This window comes from Pseudoalteromonas sp. OOF1S-7 (assembly GCF_022347765.1).
Taxonomy (GTDB): Bacteria; Pseudomonadota; Gammaproteobacteria; order Enterobacterales; family Alteromonadaceae; genus Pseudoalteromonas.
On sequence record NZ_JAKRFZ010000004.1, the window covers coordinates 52369 to 72030 of the forward strand.

The 19662-nt window shown below is 47.7% G+C and carries 14 protein-coding genes; 7 read left to right on the forward strand and 7 right to left on the reverse strand.

Features of this window, described 5'->3' with window-relative positions:
• Positions 1-22: 22 nt before the first annotated feature.
• Complete coding sequence (sppA, locus tag MHN33_RS07520) at positions 23-1894, reverse strand: signal peptide peptidase SppA (RefSeq protein WP_239397658.1); 1872 nt, start codon at positions 1892-1894, stop codon at positions 23-25.
• A 241-nt stretch (positions 1895-2135) separates the two neighbouring features.
• Here sppA and MHN33_RS07525 point away from each other — a divergent pair, with 241 nt between their 5' ends.
• The 3 genes from MHN33_RS07525 (at position 2136) to MHN33_RS07535 (ending at position 5570) form a co-directional block, all read left to right on the forward strand.
• Complete coding sequence (locus MHN33_RS07525) at positions 2136-4097, forward strand: NADPH-dependent 2,4-dienoyl-CoA reductase (protein ID WP_239397380.1); 1962 nt, start codon at positions 2136-2138, stop codon at positions 4095-4097.
• Positions 4098-4237: 140 nt separating this feature from the next.
• Positions 4238-4939, forward strand: coding sequence for a DoxX family protein (locus MHN33_RS07530; protein WP_239397381.1), 702 nt, complete (start codon positions 4238-4240; stop codon positions 4937-4939).
• 82 nt (positions 4940-5021) lie between these two features.
• Positions 5022-5570, forward strand: a complete 549-nt coding sequence (locus tag MHN33_RS07535; protein WP_239397382.1) for an NAD(P)H nitroreductase — start codon at positions 5022-5024, stop codon at positions 5568-5570.
• Positions 5571-5684: 114 nt separating this feature from the next.
• Here MHN33_RS07535 and MHN33_RS07540 read toward each other — a convergent pair whose 3' ends face one another.
• Positions 5685-8225, reverse strand: a complete 2541-nt coding sequence (locus MHN33_RS07540; RefSeq protein ID WP_239397383.1) for a TonB-dependent receptor — start codon at positions 8223-8225, stop codon at positions 5685-5687.
• 141 nt (positions 8226-8366) lie between these two features.
• On the opposite strand from MHN33_RS07540, the gene MHN33_RS07545 reads away from it, so the two are divergent.
• A complete protein-coding gene (locus tag MHN33_RS07545; RefSeq protein ID WP_239397384.1) occupies positions 8367-8891 on the forward strand; it encodes a YaeQ family protein in 525 nt (174 codons plus the stop codon).
• On the opposite strand, the gene yfaE is transcribed toward MHN33_RS07545, so the two are convergent.
• The 5 genes from yfaE to ubiG form a co-directional block, all read right to left on the reverse strand.
• A complete protein-coding gene (gene yfaE / locus MHN33_RS07550) occupies positions 8883-9155 on the reverse strand; it encodes a class I ribonucleotide reductase maintenance protein YfaE (RefSeq protein ID WP_239397385.1) in 273 nt (90 codons plus the stop codon). The genes MHN33_RS07545 and yfaE overlap by 9 nt on opposite strands.
• A complete protein-coding gene (nrdB, locus tag MHN33_RS07555; RefSeq protein WP_239397386.1) occupies positions 9155-10285 on the reverse strand; it encodes a class Ia ribonucleoside-diphosphate reductase subunit beta in 1131 nt (376 codons plus the stop codon). Before nrdB ends, yfaE begins: the two co-directional genes overlap by 1 nt.
• 51 nt (positions 10286-10336) lie before the next feature.
• Positions 10337-12622: a class 1a ribonucleoside-diphosphate reductase subunit alpha gene (gene nrdA, locus MHN33_RS07560; RefSeq protein ID WP_046004364.1), complete on the reverse strand. Its 2286-nt coding sequence runs from the start codon at positions 12620-12622 to the stop codon at positions 10337-10339.
• 366 nt (positions 12623-12988) lie between these two features.
• Positions 12989-13636 carry an HAD-IA family hydrolase gene (locus MHN33_RS07565; protein WP_239397387.1) on the reverse strand — a complete coding sequence of 216 codons (648 nt, stop codon included), beginning with the start codon at positions 13634-13636 and terminating at the stop codon, positions 12989-12991.
• A complete protein-coding gene (gene ubiG / locus MHN33_RS07570) occupies positions 13633-14343 on the reverse strand; it encodes a bifunctional 2-polyprenyl-6-hydroxyphenol methylase/3-demethylubiquinol 3-O-methyltransferase UbiG (RefSeq protein WP_239397388.1) in 711 nt (236 codons plus the stop codon). Before ubiG ends, MHN33_RS07565 begins: the two co-directional genes overlap by 4 nt.
• A gap of 182 nt (positions 14344-14525) precedes the next feature.
• On the opposite strand from ubiG, the gene gyrA reads away from it, so the two are divergent.
• From gyrA to aroA, 3 genes are all read left to right on the forward strand, one after another.
• On the forward strand, positions 14526-17189 hold the full coding sequence (gene gyrA / locus MHN33_RS07575; protein ID WP_239397389.1) for a DNA topoisomerase (ATP-hydrolyzing) subunit A: 2664 nt from the start codon (positions 14526-14528) through the stop codon (positions 17187-17189).
• A gap of 104 nt (positions 17190-17293) precedes the next feature.
• Positions 17294-18376, forward strand: coding sequence for a 3-phosphoserine/phosphohydroxythreonine transaminase (serC, locus tag MHN33_RS07580; protein ID WP_239397390.1), 1083 nt, complete (start codon positions 17294-17296; stop codon positions 18374-18376).
• A complete protein-coding gene (gene aroA, locus MHN33_RS07585; RefSeq protein ID WP_239397391.1) occupies positions 18376-19653 on the forward strand; it encodes a 3-phosphoshikimate 1-carboxyvinyltransferase in 1278 nt (425 codons plus the stop codon). The genes serC and aroA overlap by 1 nt, the downstream gene beginning before the upstream one ends.
• The last annotated feature ends 9 nt before the right edge of the window (positions 19654-19662 follow it).

Genomic DNA, 19662 nt, shown 5'->3' on the forward strand with positions numbered 1-19662 from the left:
AGTCAAATCAGTGAGACATGCCTTATTCACCCACAACGCAAGTGGTACATAGCGTATAGATGTTGTTGGGATCGTTAAACTGGGTGATCATCGCAGCGCTTTGTTTCACCTGTTGGAAAAGCTGGTTGAGTCCTGCGTGAGCAACCGAGTTCAGTGGCTCTTTTGTATCATTAGCAACAGCCAGCAGTGATTGCATCGTCGCTGAGCCGAAGATATCCTGGAGTAGTTTCTCTTTGTCAGACAGAGTTTGCTCAACGGTATAGACTTCATAATGCTCAAGGTTCGCCATTTTAGCGGCGGCCTCAATGGCTTGCTGCTTAGTACCGAGTTCGTCGATGAGGCCGAATTCATGTGCCTGAGTGGCAAGCCACACCCGACCTTGTGCAACATTATCTACGTCGGACACTGCCAGATTACGGGAGTCCGCTATCACAGAAATAAATTTGTGGTAAGCGTCTTCAACCCCCATCTGTAATACATGGGCAAATTTAGGGTCCAGACCGCGAGACAAAGAGGACGACTTTAGTTCTGTGGTTGCTACCCCATCTGAGTATATCCCCAGTTCTCTGAGTGAGTTTTCAAAAGTCAAAATCGTGCCAAACACACCTATTGAACCCGTAATCGTGCTGGGTGAAGCCCAAATCTCATTGGCTGATGCTGCAATCCAGTAACCGCCTGACGCAGCCACAGAGCCCATTGAAGCGATCACCGGCTTCCCAGCGGCCTTGATGGCCAACACTTCGTTACGAATGACCTCAGAAGCAAACATACTGCCACCACCAGAGTCAATGCGTAACACCACGGCCTTGACCTTGTCGTCAAGTCGAGCTTTGCGCAGCAGGGCCGCAGTAGAGTCGCCTCCGATCATGCCAGCTTTGCGCTTACCATCTACAATGGTGCCTTTGGCAACGACCACCGCCACTTTTTCGACGAAAGGGTTGGGGCCAAAATCGAGTGAGGTCACTGTGGCATAATAATCTTCAAAAGCGATCTGTTTAAAGCGTTTTCCTTCGTCCTGAGTGCCAACAAGATCAATCATTTTTTGATTGAACTCCTGGTCTGTTTCCAGTTTATCAACCCAGCCATACTTAACAGCGAACTGTGCAGAGTCACCGGTCACTGAGGCCATTTTATTCACATACTGAGTCAGCGTTTCATCAAAATTTGTCAGTTCAAACCCACGCATAGTCGCAACATCTTGTTTATACTGAGCCCATAAAGTGTCGAGCCAGAGTTGGTTTGCCTCTTTGGCTTCTGGTGACATGTCATTGCGAATGAATGGCTCGACAGCAGATTTGTAAGTGCCGACGCGGAAAATGTGCTGAGTAACCTTGAGCTTTTCCAGGGCGTCTTTAAAGTACATCGGGTATGAGCCATAACCACTGATATTGATTCCGCCATAAGGATGCATTGAGATTTCATCAGCATGGGCGGCCAGGTAATACTGAGACTGACTGAAATAAGGGCTATGTGCGAAAACCTTTTTGTCTGAGTCTTTAAAAGACTCAATCGCACCTGCTACATCACGTAATTTATCTAAGTGAGCATAGTGCATATTGCGCAGGTCCAGAAACAACGCTTTAATGCGGGGATCCCGGGCTGCGGTATTGATGGTATCGACAATATCGTCGACCAGCATTTCCTTGGGCAAGTCTTGCTTGCCAAAAACGTCACCCATTGCAGCGTCTATCGGATCAACATAGGTAAGTTGCTCAACCAATTTACCAGATAAATTCAGCCGTAATATGCTGTCTTGTGCAACCTGGGGTTGCTCTTCCGAAGAGAAAACACCAATTACTGCCGCGATAACCAGGAAGAAGAACAAAAAGTTCAGAACCAGGCGACGAGAAAAGTTTAGTGCGTGCCAGATGCCGAGAAAAAATTTACCGATCAATTTCAAAGCTGTACCTCTGAATGTCTTAGTGGAATGTACTCACTGTTAATCATAACTTAGTTGCCCTTGCGCTGTTAGAACAAAAACGTAACTAAGTATTTTTATGGCGACGACGGGGTAAAAATCAATCACTTTTCTATCATAGGTGGGGCTTTTACAGAAATTAGTCATGGTTTTTGCTTGCGAAAAAATAAAAAATCGTTAATGTTCACAGGTAAGACCAGTTACATTGGGGCACGCAATGTTAGAACAAAAATTACAATTGAAGAACACAGATTTGCGAAATCGCTTGGTCATGGGCTCGATGCACACGGGCCTTGAAGAGGGATGGCATAACAGGAAACGACTGAAAGCTTTTTATGAAGAGCGCGCTAAGGGCGGCGTCGGCCTTATCATTACAGGGGGGTACAGCCCGAATTTGCGTGGAAAACTAACACCAATTTCGTCTTCATTTAACAGCCGCTATGATATCATCAAGCATCGCGCATATACCGATGCCGTGCATGCCCACGGCGGTAAAATCTGTCTTCAGTTATTACATGCAGGACGTTACGCATATCACCCTTTCAATGTCGCACCGAGCGATATCAAAGCGCCGATTAACCCATACACGCCAAAATCAATGTCGTTGAGCATGATCCGTAATACCGTTAAGGACTTTGCCAAGTCTGCAAAAATGGCTGAAAAAGCGGGGTACGATGGTGTCGAAATCATGGGTTCAGAGGGTTATCTTATCAACGAGTTCATGGCTGAGCATACTAATAAGCGTCAGGATTTGTACGGTGGGACACTGGAAAATCGAATGCGTCTGGCTTTGGAGGTCGTTCGTGCGGTTCGGGAAAAAGTCTCTGCTAAATTCATCATTGTGTTTCGCCTGTCTGTGATGGATTTGATCCCCAATGGCTCAACTGCTGAAGAGGTTACGGCACAAGCAAAAGCTCTGGAAGAAGCCGGTGTTGATATTCTTAATACCGGTATTGGGTGGCACGAGGCGCGTGTTCCGACGATTGCCAGCATGGTACCAGCGGGAGCTTTCCGTGAAGCATCAAAGCGCCTTAAGGACGTCGTCGATATTCCGGTTGTGGCGGTCAATCGCATTAATACTCCAGAGCTTGCGAATGATATTCTCAATCAGGGCGAGGCAGACCTGATTTCTATGGCACGTCCTTTGCTGGCTGACCCTGAGTTCTTTAACAAATATGCTCAAAACAAAAGCGAGCAAATCAATATATGTATCGGGTGTAATCAGGGTTGTCTTGACCATGTGTTTAAAGGTAAGCGGGCAACCTGCCTGGTCAATCCGCAGGCTGGTTTCGAGCTGGATTACCCCCTTGAGCGTACCAATAGCCCTAAACAGGTGCTAGTGGTGGGGGCCGGACCTGCAGGTTTGTCGGCCAGCTGCTACCTCGCCAAAAAAGGGCATAAGGTCACGCTGATTGACAAGAACGAACATGCCGGTGGTCAGTTCAACCTGGCAATGCGCATACCTGGTAAAGAAGACTTTAAATACACCCTCAATTACTTCCTGAAGGAAGTGGTGCGTCTGGGCGTGACCATGAAACTTGGTTGCGAGTATGAGTCGTCTATGGCTCAGTCTTATGATGACATTGTCTTCGCGACGGGCGTGAGCCCCAGACAGTCCAGAATTACTTGCAGCGATGGCAAACGTGTTTTTGCTTATGATGAAGTGATCCGCAAAGAAGTTGAACTGGGAGACAAAATCGCGATTCTCGGTGCCGGCGGCATTGGCTTTGACATGGTTGCCTTTCTCGCTGAACAGGCTGACCAGAGTATTGATGAGTTCAAAGCGCAGTGGGGGATTGAATGTCAGCCATCGGACAGTGCAACAGAGAAAAAGCTCTATATGTTGAAGCGTAGCGAAGGGCGTTTTGGTAGCAACCTGGGAAAAACCACTGGCTGGATCCATCGTGCGGTTGCTAAGCATCACAATGTCGAACAGGTAGCCGAATGTGAGTACCTTTCATTCGACAGCAAAGGCTTACTGGTCAAACAAGCGGGTAAAGAGCGGGTACTGGACGTTGATACCGTTGTTGCTTGTATTGGGCAAACCTCCAATGATGCGTTGTTCAGTAAAGACGCGATGCCTGCCAACCAGCATGTTATTGGTGGTGCCAAGTTGGCGGCCGCGATTGACGCAAAACGCGCAATTTATGAGGCGTTGCAGGTTGCCAGAAAAATATAATTCAGCGGTAACACACAGAACACGGGTATGCTTGAATGTCAATACTCGTGTTTTAAACCATTTAAAACCTTAATCTTTGCAATAAAAAACGGTGCTTTAAGGTCTACACTCTATAACAATCGTTATAACAGACTTTATTTATGCTTAAATCACTTTATACCTTTTATCGTTCCTTTCTGAGTAAACTTTCCCTGCTTGATGGCCTGGCGCCTTTGATGTTCAGACTGATTCTGGCACCTGTGATGATCATCGCCGGATATAGCAAACTAAACCTGGCCAACAGCGAACTCGATTGGTGGCAGCGTCTGCTGGCCGATGAAAACGTGGTTGCCTGGTTTGGTAACGCGCAGTGGGGACTGGGCTTACCGGCTCCGGATCTGCTGGCGTTCCTGGCCGGCTGGACCGAGTTTTTAGGGGGCTGGTTGCTGTTAATTGGCCTGGCTACGCGCCTGGTATCTGTGCCACTTGCCGTAACTATGTTTGTCGCAGCCACTCAGGTACACTGGCATAATGGCTGGTTTTCGGTCGCGCCAAGTAACCCGGATACCAGTGCAGCGCAGGTTTTTGCCTGGCTGGGAAGCGAAACCGCAAAGCAGAGCCTGCAAGCCAGTACAGAGGTGGCAGAGAGGCTGTCCCGCATCAAAGAAATAGTAGAAGCCAATGGGCTGCCGGAGTACCTTTATGAATACGGTAACCCTGTGATCCTGAACAATGGCATTGAGTTCGCCGCCATATACTTTGCGATGCTGATAAGCCTGATATTCACAGGCGGCGGGCGTTTTTTCAGCGCTGATCACTGGGTTCGAAAACGGTTTGAGCCTGACCAGAATTATCTGCCGTAGGTGGTTTTTAAAGCCAGGCACTAAACTTTTAGGCCAGTGTCGCGTTAGAATAGTGAATGAACAGAATTTTTAGGAATTACAAATGGATGCCATAGAACTATTATTGACGCGACAATCAGACAGCAACTTGTCTTTTCCGGGACCCAACGCAGCGCAACTTGAGGTGATAAAAAAAGCCGCTCTTAAGGTGCCCGATCACGGTGGTTTAAAGCCATGGCGCTTTTTTGTGGTAGAGGAGCAAGGCAGAGAGAAGCTGGGCGAGATCTTCTATCAGGCTGCCGTTGAGGAGCAACAAGAGCAGCGCATCATTGACCGTGCCAAATCATTACCTGAGCGCGCACCTATGCTGATCATTGCCGTTTCTCCCTTTGTGGAGCACCCAAAAGTGCCCAGAGTTGAGCAAATAGAAAGTGCAGCGTGTAGCGTTTTTGCGATGCAACAGGCAGCCTTTGCGCAGGGCCTTTCGGGAGTTTGGAGAACAGGCTACTTCGCACAAAGCAGCTCAGTTAAACGCCAGCTTGGGCTGAATGAGCAAGATGAAATCGTCGGTTATCTTTACCTGGGCACACCAACGGTGCAATGCACTAAACCTGTCAGACATCAGCCTGAAGACTTCTTCACTCAGTTATAATACGAAGGTGTTTTAGAGGTAGAAAAGAAAATGCCGCCAGATGGCGGCATTGGGCTCAGATAGGAACTGTTTGCCTTTTGCTATTAGCGTGTAAGATAAACAGAGCCTGCAAACTTAGAAATAACCACGAACACCTAGCTTGAAGTTACGACCCGGCAGTGGCGCCTGCTCTTTGATAAACGAGCTGTGTACAAAGCCAAGTTCATCTGTGATGTTGTCGACATTCACATAGCCAACCAGGTCAACGCCGGACACGCTGAAGTCATAACTGAAGCTGGCATTGAGTAAAGTATAGCTGTCGGTCTTAGTTTCTGACTGTGCTAACTTGTCCTGCGTCATATAATGTATGGCGCTCAGCTCAGCGGCGAAATCTTCCAGTTCAAAACGGTAGCTTGTACCCAGCTTGTTAGCCGGAATACGTGGCAGGTATTCGCCAGAATCTAGCTCAGCTCTCAGGTGATCACCAAACACCTTGATGCGATTACGGGCATCAATCTGATAGTGGGCATCAAATTCAAAGCCATATAGTTCAGCATCGGCACTTTCGAACTGATAAACAGGTAAAGCACCATCGTGGTGATGATCAGCCAGCTCTACACCGTGCTCGCCTGTGTACATATAACCCGTGTTACGCTGGTAATAGTAGTTTGAAACATCATTGTAGAAAAAGTTTACCGTGTAACCAAAGTCGCCAATAAAGCGTCTGAGGCTGATATCCAGGTTCGTCGATCTTTCCTGTTCGATGTTTTCTGGCTCAAAGTGTACTTCATCGCCTTCAATGTGGAAACCAAGACCCAGCTCGTATGTAGAAGTGGCAATATGCAGGCCGTTTGACAGCAGCTCGGCAGTCAGAGGTGCACGCTCCGAGCGAGACAGGTTAACGGCAACATTGTGGCCTTCAGTATAATCATACACGGCACCAATCGAAGCACTGAAGTTCGTGGTATCCAGTGTATAGTCTATCACCTCAGCCATGTGCTTATCTTCATGACCCTCATGCTCATGGTCATGCTCGTCGTGACCGTGGTCATCATGATCATGCTCGTCATGGTCATCGTGGCCTGACGTAAAGTTGCTAGACAATGCGAAGTCTTCAACACGAGCACCCAGCTCTAAAGTCACATCACCAAAGCGGCGCTCTTCAAGCACGTAGAGGGCGTGCGTTTTTGTGTTGGTTGCAGGGGTGAACGCTTCCGCGCCCTCAGCGGCGTAGTCACTGTCAGAGAAGTGATAACCGATAATACCGTGCCACTCGCCCAGTCTGTGTTCAATATTGGTTCTCAGTTCAGTGGTTTCATTAGTAAACTTAGTACCCACCGCACCATGCTCAATTTCGGCGTGCTCGTAGTCTGTAAAGCCAGCTCTGATCTGAATCGACTCGATCCAGTTGTTGTGCAACGCATAATTAAACAGTGCCTGCCATCTGTCTTGCTTAACACGTGCGAAGACTGACTCTTCTTCTGCACCATGTGCATGGTCATGCTCGTCTTCGCTATGCTCATCATGGTCGTCATGATCATGTTCGTCGTGGTCGTGGCCATCATGGTCATGCTCGTCGCCATGATCGTGATGTTCATGAGAGTGGGCAGGGATCCCATAGTCTGTTTCAATGCGAGCGTAAGACAAGCCAACCGTCAGGTGATCGCCAACGAAGCTGGTACCAATATTGAATTGCTCGGAGTCGATGAAGGTATTGGCTACACGTTCTGCGTACTCAGTTTCGCTATGCTCTTCTTCTGCATGCTCATCGTGACCATGTTCCTCATGCTCATCATCGTGGTCATGATCTTCATGCTCTTCGCCCGGCAGAGCAAAGCGCGGTGTGTCATAGTCGCCGCCTTTACGCGTTACGCCATCAAAGTGGAAGTTAAACCCGTTGTTACCAGCTTCCAGTAAGGCTGCAACCGTATTGGTGTTTGAGTTAGTGTCGTGGCTGAATTCAGCTGCGCCCTGAACTCCCTCGATCACATCAGTGGGGATGCGATTATCTACCACATTAACCACACCACCAATAGCGCCTGAGCCATACAGCAAAGTGGCAGGACCACGTAGTACTTCAATTTGCTGGGCTGCCAGAGAGTCGTTGGTATTGGCGTGATCTGGACCGACACGAGATGCATCACTGCTGTCCAGACCGTTTTGGGTGATCTTAACGCGCGGGCCGTCTAAACCACGAATGATCGGGCTGGAAGAGACTGGTCCAAAATAGCTGGCGTTAATGCCTGGCAGTTGTTTGAGTGTTTCACCCAGTGTTGGTTTTGCGCTGTTCTTCAGTTCATCACCGCTTAAAACGGCTACAGGAGACGCCATTTCGATATTGCTTTTGTGCAGCGCAGAGGCATAGACGACAACGCTCTCAACAGAACTAGGGGCCAGTTTTACGGTCACGTATGGCGAGTCAGGAGAAACATCAATGCGCTCATTGATAAAGTTGTCTTTGCTGACATGCAGCTGTGAATCCTGATCGACATTAATACTAAACTGACCGTTAATATCGGTTTTCACGGACTGTGACTTACCGTGCAAATGCACGGTGGCATTAGGAACAGGTTGATTGTAGGTATCCAGCACTTTACCTTTCAGTTGTGCGGCAGAGGCTTGAGAGGAAAAAATTGCGCTGGTAATGGCAAATGTGATTAAAGACTGCTTAAACATAACACTCATTCTGGATTGTTTATACTTGCAATAATATAACACTGCATTATTGCGGTTTCAATGATGTTATACTATCTCTTTAAGTTTGCATTATTTTGACGGCTTTATATAGTTAAAGTAATAGGTTCAGGTACACACATCATGGCTGATCTCTTTGTTTTTAAAGTGCGGATGAACATAGCAGACTTGTTTCATCATGCGCATCATCAGGAAGTGTTCACCGCAGCGTTGCAAAAAGCCGAAACGCTGGAGCACTTTGTGTTGAAGCTAATCGGTTTCTGTGGCTTATCGTACCTGGATAACGTGCACTGGCTGGGGGTGAGAGAGAAAAATCAGCCCGATGTCTGGCTTGAGAATTCACAGGGACAAGTGGATGTTGCGCTTTATGCCGGTGAGCATAGCCTGGGTGAGTTGCAGAAGTATCGTAAGCAGGCGAACAAGGTGGTTTGTCTGGTGGCCAACGCAGATATCTGGTACCAAGAGTTGTCACCACACCTGATTGCCATGCAGGATATCAGTATCTTTGCATTATCTGCAGATTTTGTGAGTCAATTGTCTGGCGCACTTTCGCGCAGTCTGCACTGGGATGTGATCATCGATAACGGGGTGATCAGTGTGAGTGATAAAGTGGATTACTATCAAAGTGAGATCATTAAACTACACTAGCTTAATGATCACATCGGTCACCGGCTTGCTGCAACAGAGTAAAATTTCTCCGTCACGAACGAACGCCAAAGGTTCCTGATTGTAGGCTATCTTTCCCCGACAGAGCTTAGCGCGACACGCACCACAAAACCCTTCTCTGCACTGATAGGCAACTTCAACCTGATTGGCTTCAAGCGTTGCAAGGAGTGAAGGGGAGTGAGCCGCGTAGAGGAGCGGCTCTTTGTCAGGGTCAAGAAAGATTTTTTTGACTGGCCTGTCTGTCATTACAGGTCAAAGTCACCAAAGTCAGACGCATCGACTTCTGCATCAATCTGACCTACCAGATATGAACTGATTTCAGCCTCTTGTGGCGCAACCTGAACATTGTCAGACACCAGCCATGCATTGATCCAGGGGATAGGGTTACTGTTACTTTCAAACTGTGCCGGTAAACCGACAGCGGTCATGCGTACGTTGGTGATGTATTCAACATACTGACACAGGATATCTTTGTTCAGGCCAATCATAGAGCCATCTTTGAACAAGTATTCTGCCCATTCCTTTTCCTGCTCTGCGGCTTCTACAAACATCTGAATGGCCTGCTCCTGACATTGCGCAGCAACGATGGCCATTTCCGGATCGTCTTTGCCGTCTTGCATAATGTTCAGAATGTGCTGAGTACCAGACAGATGTAGTGCTTCATCTCGGGCGATCAGCTTGATGATCTTGGCGTTACCTTCCATGAGTTCACGCTCTGCAAATGCAAATGAACAGGCGAAGCTCACGTAAAAGCGGATCGCTTCTAAAATGTTCACCGACATAATGCAGAGATAAAGCATTTTTTTCAGCTCAAACAGGTTAATGTGCACTGTTTCGCCGTTGATTTCGTGTTTGCCTTCACCATACATATTGTATAAAGACACTTTCTCAATCAATGCATCATAATGCTTAGTCACCGCTTCTGCACGCTCACTGATCTTGTCGTTCTCGACAATGTCATCGAAGATTAGCTCAGGTGATTTTGTCACATTACGAATAATGTGAGTGTAAGAGCGGCTGTGGATGGTTTCACTGAATGCCCAGGTTTCAATCCAGGTTTCCAATTCAGGGATCGATACGATAGGTAACAGGGCCACGTTTGGCGAACGGCCCTGGACACTGTCTAACAGAGTTTGATACTTAAGGTTACTCAGGAAGATATGTTTTTCGTGCTCTGGTAATGCCTGGAAATCCAATCGGTCCTTACTGACGTCTACTTCTTCAGGGCGCCAGAAAAAGGACAGTTGTTTTTCGATCAGTTTTTCAAAAATCGGGTATTTTTGTTGATCATAACGGGAAACATTAACAGATTGACCGAAAAACATCGGCTCCTGCAATTGATTGTTGTGGGTTCTGTTAAACGTAGAATACGACATAGATAATTCTCGACACCAAAAAAGAGCGGGTTTATTACCCGCTAACCATGATTAGATTTTACAAGCGCCGCCTGCACAATCATCGTCTTCAGCCTCAGGCTTCATTTCATCCTGAGCATCTGATGCACCGTCACGGGTGTTGTGGTAATACAGGGTTTTTACGCCTAGCTTGTATGCGGTAAGCAAATCTTTAAGCAGCAGCTTCATTGGCACTTTACCACCTTCAAACTTAGTCGGATCGTAGTTGGTGTTTGCTGAAATCGTTTGGTCAACAAATTTTTGCATTATACCTACCAGACCCAGGTAACCATCGTTTGACGGGATATCCCATAATAGCTCGTAGTTATTCTTCAATCGCTCGTACTCAGGCACGACTTGTTTAAGGATACCATCTTTACTGGCCTTAACGCTAATGTGACCACGCGGTGGTTCAATACCATTGGTTGCGTTTGAGATCTGAGAAGATGTCTCAGACGGCATCAGTGCAGATAAGGTTGAGTTACGCATACCGTATTGCATGATGTCCTGACGCAGTGCATCCCAGTCCAGGTGCAGTGGCTCACTACAAATAGTGTCAACATCTTTTTTGTAGGTATCGATTGGCATAATGCCTTTTGCGTAAGTCGTCTCATTAAATTTAGGACATGCACCACGTTCCTGAGCCAGCTTGTTAGACGCTTTCATCAGGTAATACTGAATGGCCTCAAACGTTCTGTGCGTCAGGCCGTTGGCACTGCCATCTGAATATTTCACGCCATTCTTAGCCAGGTAGTAGGCAAAGTTAATGACACCAATACCCAGTGTACGGCGGCCCATAGTGGCATTTTTTGCCGCAGGGACAGGGTAGTCCTGGAAGTCGAGCAAGTTATCGAGGGCACGAACGGCCAGCTCAGCTAACTCTTCGAGTTCATCCAAGCTGCTGATGGCACCCAGGTTAAATGCAGACAGGGTACACAGTGCAATTTCACCTTCTTCGTCATTAACATGACTCAGTGGCTTAGTCGGCAACGCAATTTCCAGACACAGGTTAGACTGGCGGATAGGCGCAACTTTGGCATCAAACGGGCTGTGCGTGTTGCAATGGTCTACGTTTTGCAGATAGATACGGCCTGTGCTGGCACGCTCCTGCGCAAACATAGAGAACAGCTCAAGTGCTTTAATGCGTTTCTTACGGATTGACTCGTCCTGCTCGTACTGTACGTACAGGCGCTCAAATTTGTCCTGATCTTCAAAGAAGGCATCATACAGGCCTGGTACATCTGACGGACTGAATAGGGTGATGTAATCATCTTTGATCAGACGTGTGTACATGGTTTTGTTGAACTGTACACCGTAATCAAGGTGTCTTACCCGGTTTTCTTCAACACCACGGTTATTCTTCAGTACCAGCAGGTTTTCAACTTCCAGGTGCCAAAGCGGGTAAAACAGCGTTGCTGCTCCGCCACGTACGCCACCCTGAGAGCAGCTCTTTACAGCTGTCTGGAAGTGTTTATAAAAAGGAATACAACCTGTGTGGAATGCTTCGCCATTGCGAATAGGGCTGCCCAGCGCACGAATTCGACCTGCATTAACACCGATCCCGGCACGCTGACTGACGTATTTTACGATGGCAGATGAGGTAGCGTTAATTGAATCCAGGCTATCTGCCGTTTCGATTAATACACATGAGCTGAACTGGCGTGTTGGTGTACGTACGCCCGACATAATAGGCGTCGGTAACGAGATCTTGAACTGAGACACCGCATCGTAAAAACGTTTGATGTAGTCAAGGCGCGTTTCTTTTGGATAATCAGAGAACAGGCTGGCCGCAACCAGAATATACAAAAACTGTGCACTTTCGTAGATTTCGCCGGTAACGCGGTTCTGAACCAGGTATTTACCTTCCAGCTGTTTGACCGCAGCATAACTGAACGACATATCACGATCATGATCTAGGAAGTCGTTTAGTTGCTCATATTCTTCGCGGGTATAATCGGTCAACAGACCGGCATCGTAGCGCTTGTCTTCAACCAATTTAGTCACGTGGTCGTATAGGTGAGGCGGCTCAAACTGGCCATAGGCCTTCTTACGCAAATGGAATACAGCAAGACGCGCCGCAAGATATTGGTAGTCTGGTGTATCTTTTGAGATCAGATCGGCAGCTGCTTTGATGATAGTCTCATGAATGTCTTCTGTGCGAATACCATCATAAAACTGAATGTGAGACTTAAGCTCTACCTGAGAAACCGACACATTATTCAGGCCTTCGGCAGCCCAGTTTATCACTCGATGAATTTTATCTAAATCAAGCGGCTCTTTACGGCCGTTACGTTTACTGACAGATAATTGTTGGTTCATAGCTACGCCTGTATTCCCCCGGAATGCGGTAATTGTCATCGCATATTCATAATTGCTTAGCATTTCACCACTATATATGGTGTCCGCTAGAAAGAGGATCACAAGATAGTGGGGTTAGCGCCATTTTGCAATAGAACAACTTTCTGTGGATTGTGGATAACATAGGGATAATATTTTTATGTTAGCAAACACTAACCTTCTGCTATCCAACATGGCTGCAAGCAAAAAAAAATCAACTCGCCGCAATCGATTTTTCGCTTTTTTTAAGAAATTTTTGCAAACTGCACGACTGTTTTTTTTCTGTGCAGTTCTGTTCTCAATTTCGCATGCACCACTATATATAGTGGTGTTTTTTAATCAATGCCACTAAATATATGAAATGAGAGATTCTGGGTTAGTAAGATTCAGATCTGCTGACCAGTTGTGTGCCTCTTCCAGGGATGGAATGAACCCCCACAGTGCGGTTGCCGATCGCATGCCTGCCGCTTTGGCGGCTGCAATGTCACGTTCTGCATCTCCGACGTAGATGCAGTGTGCTGGTTCAACGCCCAATTGCTTTGCCGCGAGTAACAGAGGCTCTGGGTGGGGTTTGGCTACAGCCAGAGTATCGCCGCACACCACGACCTCTATGTCTCTGAGCGGGGTTATTTGATCCAGCAAGGGGAGAGTCAAAAAGGAAGGCTTATTCGTCATAATAGCCACTTTAATGTCCCTGCTCAGCAGCATCTCCAACAAAGTTTTAACGCCAGCAAAACAGTGTGAATGAACAGCCAAATTCTGTGCATAGTAATCCAGCACTTGCTGTTTTAGTGTTGCGAAGTCGAACTCGCTGAGCTGATCTGCAAAACCAACTTCCAGCAAGGCTTTGACACCATTTGAGATAGCTGGACTATATACGCCACGTTCTACCTGTGGCATGCCATGTTTTTGCAATACGTCATTAAGTGCGGCGCCAAGGTCATCACTGGTATCGAGCAAGGTACCATCAAGATCAAATATTACAGCCTGTGTCATGCGAGCTTCTCAAAGTGAAGGAGGTAATTAACACTGACATCATTGGTCAGCGTGAAGGTTTTGCCAAACGGGTTGTAATTGATCCCGGCTGCGCGACGTACTTTGAGGCCCTCAGCTTCGGCCCAGCCTATCAAAGTAGAGGGACGAATGAATTTATTATGGTCATGCGTGCCTGGAGGGACCATTTTAAGCACACGCTCCGCAGCGACAACGGCCAGCAAAAACGCCTTATGCGTTTTATTGAGCGTTGAGAAAAACACATCGGCGCCTGGCTTAGCCGCTTTTGCAACTGCGGCAACAATGGAAGCCGGGTCTGGTACATGCTCAAGCATTTCCATACAGGTGACGACGTCAAATTGCTCGCTATGGTACGCGGCGAACTCTTCAGCTGATACTTTCCGGTAATCAATAGAGACTCCGGCTTCAAGCGCGTGCAATTTAGCCACATTGAGCGGCTCCTGACCCAGATCGATACCATGTGCTTTGGCACCGAGTTTAGCCATGCTTTCAGTCAGAATACCGCCGCCACAGCCCACATCCAGCACGTTTTTCTCGAACAAGCCGCCACAGCGGTCATTGATAAAGTCCAATCGCAGCGGGTTGATGTCATGCAATGGTTTAAACTCACCTTCGCGGTCCCACCAGCGCTCTGCTATCTCTTCAAATTTTGCAATTTCACTTAGATCTACATTTTGATGTTCGGTCATAAGAAACTTCCTCGTTGAACTGAGGGCATTCTATCGGTATTGGATGAAATTTCCGAGTCATTTAGCCACTGCATTAACCCTGAAACTATGATAGTATCCCCAGTCGAACTAATAATAATTGAGCCTTTTGATGTCCATAGTGTGACACAAAAGGGGAAGACTCTGAAGGAAAGTGGTATTAAATGACTGATCTTGCCAATGAAATCCTCCCGGTCAATATCGAAGACGAATTGAAAAATTCCTACCTTGATTACGCGATGAGCGTTATCGTTGGACGTGCATTACCGGATGTTCGCGATGGCCTTAAACCTGTACACCGTCGCGTGTTATTTGCAATGAATGAGTTGCGTAACGACTGGAACAAACCTTACAAAAAATCGGCCCGTGTTGTGGGCGACGTGATTGGTAAATATCACCCGCATGGTGACAGTGCGGTTTATGATACCATTGTTCGTATGGCACAGCCGTTTTCACTGCGCTACATGCTGGTGGATGGTCAGGGTAACTTTGGCTCAGTCGATGGCGATTCAGCGGCTGCGATGCGTTATACCGAAGTGCGTATGGCGAAAATGTCTCACGAGCTGTTGGCTGATCTGGAAAAAGAAACTGTTGATTACGTGCCCAACTATGATGGCACAGAACAAATTCCTGATGTGTTGCCGACAAAGGTACCCAACCTGTTGGTGAATGGATCGTCTGGTATCGCGGTTGGTATGGCGACAAACATTCCGCCTCACAACCTGACTGAAGTGATCAACGGCTGTCTGGCTGTGATCCAAAACCCGGATATCACCATTGATGAGCTGATTGATTATATTCCGGGTCCGGATTTCCCGACTGCAGCTATCATCAATGGTAAGAAAGGCATTGAGCAGGCCTATAAAACCGGTCGCGGTAAAGTCTATATTCGTGCCCGCGCTGAAATCGAAACCGATGAGAAAACCGGCAAAGAAACCATCATCGTCAATGAGATCCCATACCAGGTTAACAAAGCGCGTTTAATTGAGAAAATCGCCGAGCTGGTAAAAGACAAAAAAGTAGAAGGGATCAGCGCACTACGTGATGAGTCTGACAAAGACGGTATGCGTATTGTTATTGAGATCAAACGTGGTGAAGTGGGCGAAGTTGTTCTGAACAACCTGTATGCCCAAACTCAGCTACAAACCGTGTTTGGTATCAACATGGTTGCGCTGGATAACAACCAGCCGAAGTGTTTCAACCTCAAAGAAATGCTCGAAGCCTTTATTGTTCACCGCCGTGAGGTGGTAACACGTCGTACCGTTTACGACCTGCGTAAAGCACGCGACCGCGCGCACACGCTAGAAGGCCTGGCGATTGCGCTGGCGAATATCGACCCAATCATTGAGCTTATCCGTAAGTCACCGACCCCAGCAGAAGCCAAAGCGGCGCTGACAGCACGCCCGTGGGAGCTAGGTTCAGTACGTTCTATGCTGGAGCGTGCAGGCGAAGAGAATGTAGCGCGTCCGGACTGGCTTGATGCTGAGCTGGGGATCCGTGATGGCCAGTACTATCTGTCAGAGCAACAGGCTCAGGCTATTCTTGATTTACGCTTACACAAGCTAACCGGCCTTGAACATGAAAAGATCCTGGGCGAATATCAGGAGCTACTGGATTTAATCGCAGAGCTGCTATTGATCTTGTCTTCACCTGATCGTCTGATGGAAGTGATCCGCGACGAGCTGGCAGAAATTAAAGAAAACTATGGCGATGAGCGTCGCACAGAAATTTCCGCAGCGGCACATGACATCAGCCTGGAAGACCTAATCAATGAAGAAGACGTGGTTGTAACCCTGTCTCACGAAGGTTATGTGAAGTATCAGCCGCTGTCTGACTATGAAGCGCAGCGTCGTGGTGGTAAAGGTAAAGCCGCTACTAAGATGAAAGATGAAGACTTCATTGAACGTCTGCTGGTAGCCAACACCCACGATACAATTTTGTGTTTCTCAACATCAGGGCGCTTGTACTGGTTGAAAGTGTACCAGTTGCCACTGGCATCTCGTGCCGCCCGTGGTAAGCCGATCGTTAACTTATTGCCACTCGAAGCAGATGAACGCATCACTACTATATTGCCGGTAAAACAATACGAAGATGATAAGTTTGTCCTAATGGCTACGGCCAATGGCGTGGTGAAGAAGACACCATTAACTGCGTACAGCCGTCAGCGTGCAAGCGGTATTATTGCCATCAACCTCAATGATGGTGATAGCCTGATTGGTGCGGATATCACAGATGGTACTAACGACATCATGTTGTTCACCGATCACGGTAAAGTTGTACGCTTTAACGAAAAGCTGCGCGACTCTGAAACCGGCGAAGTGAAGATTGATCCGGAAACCGGTGAAGAAATGCTGGCATTGCGTCCAATGGGTCGTACTGCGACCGGTGTACGCGGCATTAAAATGCCGGATGATGTCAAAGTGGTTTCACTGATTGTGCCTAAGAACGACGGCGCGATTCTGACTGTGACCGAAAATGGTTATGGTAAGCGCACTCCGCTTGAAGAGTACCCGGCGAAGAGCCGTGCAACGCAAGGGGTGGTATCAATCAAGGTGACTGAACGTAACGGCCGTGTTGTTGGCGCTGTGCAGGTTCAGGACAACGACGAAATCATGCTGATTTCGAACCGAGGCACATTGGTACGTACTCGAGTGAACGAAGTATCGACAGTTGGGCGTAATACTCAGGGCGTTATTCTGATCAGAACGGTTGACGACGAGCAGGTAGTTGGTTTACAACGTATCGAAGAGATCGAAATCGACGAGACCCTCAAAGGGGAAGCAGAGCTTGTTGAAACGCCTGACACTGACGAGCAGGCACCGGAGTAATCTGGTTCAAGACAAAAAAGCGGCTTAGGCCGCTTTTTTATTATTTCGACATACATAATTAAGCACACTGCCTGTGGCAGTATAAAAACTGGAATGAGGAAACTATGCGCGTTTATAACTTTTGTGCGGGCCCGGCGATGTTGCCACCTGCTGTTATGAAAAAAGCTCAACAAGAATTCATTAACTGGCAAAACCTGGGGGTCTCTGTGATGGAGATCAGCCACCGTTCGGCACCATTTTTAGAACTGGCGCGCGAATGCGAAGCCAGTTTGCGTCGTTTGATGAATATATCGGATGAATTCGAGGTGCTGTTTATGCACGGTGGTGGTCGTGGTCATTTTGCAGCGGTCCCGCTTAACCTGCATCAGGACGATGCACCAGGGGTATACATCGAGAATGGGATTTGGTCTTGTGGTGCGACGAAAGAAGGCCAAAAGTTCACTCAGGTTGAGTCTATCGATATTCGCCGTGATCAGGATGGTATGTTCGACGTGTTACCCGTTTCTCAATGGGCACTACCTGACAACGCCGCATACATTCACTACTGCCCTAATGAAACCATTGATGGAATTGAATTATTCGAGGTACCAAAGCATCCGACTGCGCCTATTGTCGCGGATATGTCGTCTAACATTCTGTCTCGCGAAATGAATGTGGATGATTTTGACTTAATTTACGCAGGTGCTCAGAAAAATATAGGTCCGTCTGGTTTAAGCATAGCGATTGTGCGCAAAACGCTGCTGGAGCGCAAAGGCCTACCAAGACCGGCTATTCTGGATTACGCAATCGAAGCGCAACAGCAAAGCATGTACAACACGCCACCGACGTTTGCCTGGTACCTGGCAGCCGAGGTATTTAAGTACCTGGAGTCCATTGGAGGCGTTAAGGCGATGGAAGCACACAATAAAGAAAAAGCCGCGCTTTTGTACGATTACATCGACAGCTCTTCTTTCTACCTTAATAAGGTAGCCAGACACTGTCGCTCACTGATGAATGTCCCATTCTGGTTGCATGATGAGTCTTTGAATGAGCAGTTTCTGGCACAGGCGCAGGAGCATGGACTGATGGCACTGGAAGGTCACCGTTTTGTAGGTGGCATGCGCGCGAGTATTTACAATGCTATGCCCATTGAAGGCATCCAGGCACTGATTGCTTTCATGGAAAAATTTGCGCAGGAGAACAGCTGATGGAACAACTCAGGCTTAATGCCATAGGCAAGGTTAATGGCAGTGTCACGTTGCCCGGCTCAAAGAGTTTGTCAAACCGCGTCTTATTGTTGGCAGCCTTGTGTGAGGGTGTCACACAAGTGAATAATTTGCTCGACAGTGACGATATTCGCCATATGCTACTGGCACTTGCCCAGATGGGCGTAGAAGTGGAGCTGAATGAGGATAAAACGTCTGCCCGAGTCTATGGGCAAGGCGGGCGCTTTAACACGCCTTCTGAAGCATTGTTTTTGGGTAATGCGGGTACTGCATTCAGGCCGCTGACCGCCGTTTTGGCAGCAAGTCAGGGCCAGTTTACGTTGATCGGCGAGCCGAGAATGGAAGAGCGACCTATTGGCCACCTGGTAGATGCGTTACATGCCTTGGGGGCGGATATCAAATATTTGAAAAACAAAGACTATCCGCCATTGCAGATCAATGGTAATGGTATTGAGGGTGGTGAAGTTGAAATTGATGGCAGTATATCAAGCCAGTTTCTGACCGCGTTGCTGATGGCTGCGCCTTTGTTTGTCAAAGACACCACGATCCGGATAAAAGGGGAGCTGGTTTCTAAGCCTTATATTGATATTACATTGGGTGTCATGGCACAGTTTGGCGTCGCCGTTAGCCATGATAATTATCAGGTATTCCATGTTAAAGGCCAGCAAGGTTATGTTTCACCTGGCAGCATCATGGTCGAAGGGGATGCATCATCGGCATCCTATTTTATAGCAGCCGCAGCCATTGCAGGCGGTGAAATAGAAATCAATGGTGTTGGACGTAAGAGCGTGCAGGGCGATATTGGTTTTGCCTCAGTAATGGAGCAAGTGGGTGCTGTAATTGACTGGCATGATGAAAAGCTGGTTGTGCGTAAGGGTGAGCTGAACGGAGTCGATATCGACGCAAATGCCATCCCGGATGCGGCAATGACGCTGGCAACTGTCGCTTTATTTGCTAAAGGTAAAACGGCAATCCGTAATATCTACAACTGGCGCGTTAAAGAAACAGATCGCTTGTACGCGATGGCTACCGAGCTCAGAAAAGTCGGCGCTGAGGTCACTGAAGGGCACGACTTCATCGAAATCACACCACCAGAATCTTTTAATCTGGCTGAGATAGATACCTATAACGACCATCGAATTGCAATGTGCTTTTCTATGGTTGCTGTTGGCGGCGTGGATGTGATTATCAATGATCCAGGTTGTACCGCAAAGACTTTCCCGACATATTTCGAGGCATTGTCTTCGGTGAGCCAATAACTTCTGACC